We start from the raw sequence: 583 nt of genomic DNA on the forward strand, positions 1-583 counted from the left end.
CCCCCGGAACCGCCCCCGCCGTCGGCCACCCGGTCGCGCAGCGCGGACGAGACATCGGCCGCGGGGCCGACGGCGGGGGCGGTTCCGGGGGTGGTGCCGGGGGTGGTGCCGCGGTCTGCGCCGACCGCTCGTTCGCGCCACAGCGCCGCCAGGCGGCGCGCGGCCGCGGTGAAGCGCCCCGGGCTGCGCAGGGTCAGCCCCCGCTCGTTCCCCGCCGTGCTCATCGCCACCCGCCAGCCTTCGCCCGGCTCGCCGATCACATCCTCATCGGGCACGAAGACCTGGTCGAGAAAGAGCTCGGCGAAGGCGGGTTTGCCGTCGAGGCGGCCGATGGGGCGTACGGTCACGCCCGGCGCGCGCAGCGGGAACATCAGATACGTCAGCCCGCGATGGGGAGCCGAGGCGCCCCGGTCGCTGCGGAAGAGGCCGAAGGCGCGGTCGGCGAAGGCGGCCCGGGACGACCACGTCTTCAGGCCGTTCAACAGCCAGCCGCCGTCGGTGCGTTCGGCGGTGGAGCGCAGCGACGCGAGGTCCGAGCCGGATTCGGGCTCGGACCATGCCTGCGCCCAGATGACCTCGCCGC

1 protein-coding gene is annotated in these 583 nt (G+C 75.8%); it reads right to left on the reverse strand.

Annotation, left to right across the window (positions count from 1 at the left end; translation table 11 throughout):
• The coding region (locus CCN51_RS52870; protein WP_245881927.1) for an acyl-CoA dehydrogenase family protein at nt 1–583 on the reverse strand (583 nt) is incomplete at both ends.

This window comes from Streptomyces milbemycinicus, from assembly GCF_002154605.1.
In the GTDB taxonomy this organism is placed as follows: domain Bacteria; phylum Actinomycetota; class Actinomycetes; order Streptomycetales; family Streptomycetaceae; genus Streptomyces; species Streptomyces milbemycinicus.